This window comes from Brevibacillus sp. NRRL NRS-603 (genome assembly GCF_003013445.1).
Classification (GTDB): domain Bacteria; phylum Bacillota; class Bacilli; order Brevibacillales; family Brevibacillaceae; genus Brevibacillus; species Brevibacillus formosus.
In genome coordinates this window covers 1-2954 of sequence record NZ_PXZN01000109.1, presented here as the reverse complement: position 1 = coordinate 2954, position 2954 = coordinate 1, and the positions used below count along the sequence as shown (strand labels likewise).

3 protein-coding genes are annotated in these 2954 nt (G+C 47.0%); 2 read left to right on the top strand and 1 reads right to left on the bottom strand.

Features of this window, described 5'->3' with window-relative positions:
* Window positions 1-16 precede the first annotated feature (16 nt).
* Window positions 17-550 carry an acyl-CoA thioesterase gene (locus tag C7R94_RS28700; protein ID WP_106785928.1) on the bottom strand — a complete coding sequence of 178 codons (534 nt, stop codon included), beginning with the start codon at window positions 548-550 and terminating at the stop codon, window positions 17-19.
* Window positions 551-1040: 490 nt separating this feature from the next.
* On the opposite strand from C7R94_RS28700, the gene C7R94_RS28695 reads away from it, so the two are divergent.
* Window positions 1041-1985, top strand: a complete 945-nt coding sequence (locus C7R94_RS28695; protein ID WP_106785927.1) for a GNAT family N-acetyltransferase — start codon at window positions 1041-1043, stop codon at window positions 1983-1985.
* A 231-nt stretch (window positions 1986-2216) separates the two neighbouring features.
* Window positions 2217-2954, top strand: a 738-nt coding sequence (locus C7R94_RS28690) for an SH3 domain-containing protein (protein ID WP_146142846.1), incomplete at its 3' end; no start/stop codon positions are given.

The following is a 2954-nucleotide window of genomic DNA, read 5'->3' as shown; positions in this document are numbered from 1 at the left end:
AGGGGACTTTTTGGCGTTACGGGGTGTTCAATAACGGCTCCCACGGACGTCTCGTTCCGAGCATATCCGCGAGATGCTTGTTATCCTTGCGCCTGATTTTTCGTGCCGCAGCTCGTTTGTCAGCACCATTGTGCAGGAATACTTCCTCTTCCGTCTCCGGCACGATCTTGGGCACAGGGGTAGGCCGCCCATCTTCACCAATCGCTACAAACGTGAGAAATGATGTGGCACAGACGCATCGAACACCCGTTAGCAAATCCTCCGCAACAATTTTGACGAATACCTCCATCGACGTATTATGCGTCCATGTGACGAAGGCTTCAAGTGCAACCTCATTGTCCACCCGGATTGGCTGCAAAAAGTCGACGGAATCTGTCGAGGCAGTCACAACCGGCCCCCGTGCATGCTTCATGGCAGAGATCGCAGCAACATCGTCGATATGCGCCATCAGCCTGCCGCCGAACAGCGTATTGTGATTGTTCGTATCCGTGGGCAGCACATGGCTTGCTTTGAACGTGCGCGACTCCCGAACGAAACGTTGAATCGTCATAAAGGTAGCTCCCTTCTTTCTTGCAATCGGATTATGAATGATGACAATCTTCTCTCCTTTTCATTGTTCCACAAATACATGGATCTATTCCTCCTGCAAAAAGAGACTCTGATGCTGTTGCCACGAATGTCATTTGCCGCTATACTTGTGGAGTAGTTTATGGATAAAAATGTAACGGTTGTTGCTACGATCGTCTCTATATCGAAATGGTATGCACAAAAAACAGCGGAAGGGAGGGTATCCATATGAAAAAAAGATCATTATTGTCATTGCCAAAAGGAATTGGATACTCCACCGCTGTTTTCTTTGATCTGTCTAAATCACGGGAGAAGTATGTCCAAAAACGGATATAGCGGCCATCCTTTGATGTAGTGGGATTCATCAGGATACAGTGGAAAAACGCCACAGGTCGCATTCCTGTGGTTTTCTTTTTAGGGCACCGCAGGATTTCCTGTGGTGTTTTTTATTTCGAAAAAGGGAGATGGATTGTATGCAAGGAAACGGAGAGAACATTTACGTAAGACTGGTACAAGAAGCGGATGCACAAAGCCTCTTGGCGCTTGAAGTGAGAAACAGAGACTTCTTTCAAAACTTCACAGGGACGAGAGAAGAGGCGTTTTACACGCTGGAAGGACAAATCGACAGGATCAAGAGTGCGATGGCATTACAAGAAGCAGACAGAGGGTACGTTTTTGTCATTGCGAAAAAAGGACAGGAAGAAATCATTGGGGAAGTCATCCTTTCTGAGGTCGTAAGAGATAACCTGCAAAGCTGCTGGATTGGCTACTTCCTGGACAAAGAGCACAATGGAAAAGGCTACATGACTGAAGCGGTAAAACTCGTCGTGGCTTATGCCTTCGAGACATTAGGTCTTCACCGTTTGGAAGCAGGAGTGATGCCGCATAATATAGGCTCGATCAAGGTGCTGCTAAAAGCTGGTTTCCACAAGGAAGGGATTGCCAAGAAAAATGTGAAAATCAATGGTCGTTGGGAAGATCACCAAACACTGGCGATCGTCAATGAAGAACAAACCGACCAGGTGAAGCCCCAGGTTCAGCGTAAAAATCCTAGTACAGTTGCTCCGCCGATGGGACCCTATTCACATCTGACGGTCGTTCCAAAAGGAGCCGATTTGCTCGTGCTTTCTGGGCAGGTAGGAATGGACCTTCACGGAGAGCTGCCGACAGATATGAAAGAACAAGTAGAAAACACGCTACAGAATATACTGCGCAATTTTGAAAGTGAGTCAGTTACTGCGGACCATATCATCAAAATCAATATATGGGCAACTGAGCAAATGGATTGGAAGCATTTTAATCAGGTGTGGGAGAAGTTCCACGGGGGGACACCGCCAGCGATGACCATGTCTTACGTCCCGGCATTGGCAGTCCCTTCGCTCAAAGTGGAGATAGAAGCTTGGGCAGCGAAATGGTAGGTAGGAAATAGAGTAGAGAAAAAGGGTGAAGCTTTTCGCTTCATCCTTTTTTCTGTAACTTTTTTCTAGTAAATACGTCACTATTTTCAGGAGATAGAATGATCGTGACGGTATTGCTGTTTTGAGAGCAAAAGATGTCAAAACATGAAGGAATACGCGGATGAATCGAGAAGTTCTTTCTATTAGCTGGATTTTCCAAAAATAAGAGAAAAACAGAGGGGAACGAGGAACTTGCTTTTACGAGTAAATGTCAGCTTGCTAGCTGTTTTCTTCCTGATTTTGCTGATGCCTCTGTCCATTGCGCGAGCGGCCACCCATGTAGAAGTGGCGGTCGATCAGTTAAATATTCGAAGCGAGCCAGGTACGACTACACAGATTGTCGCAACACTCAAAAAAGCGACGCGGTTGCCAATCACCAAACAGCAAAAAGATTGGACCCAGGTAAAGCTGCCGAACGGCAATACCGGATGGGTCAATAATAGGTATGTGAAGATGATAGAAGTTCCACAGATCAAATATGTCAGAAGCAATGTGGACATGCTGAATGTTCGGGCAGAACCAAATGCCACTGCACAAATTTTGCAGATCATCGACAAAAACGGTGTGTTTTTGCAAATGAAAAAGCAAGGGGAATGGGCACAAATTAAGCTGTCTGATCAAAAGAACGGGTGGGTGAAAGCTAGTTTCTTGACGGAGACAACGGCACCAGCACCAAAACCAGTCTCGGTTCCAGCGCCTGCTCCGGTACCAGTACCAACTCCGGCACCAGCGCCTATGCCAGCCCCGACAACAATGCCAGCCCCACCCCCTCCTGTACTCCCCTCCAATACAGGTAGTGGATTCGGGCAAGGGACAAACGTATTAACGGAAGGCTATGAAGTTTATGCGCAGCCAGAGATTCTTGGTACTTTCATTGGTCAAATCCATGGCGGGATGACGATCAACCATTACGGATATGCGAATGGTTGG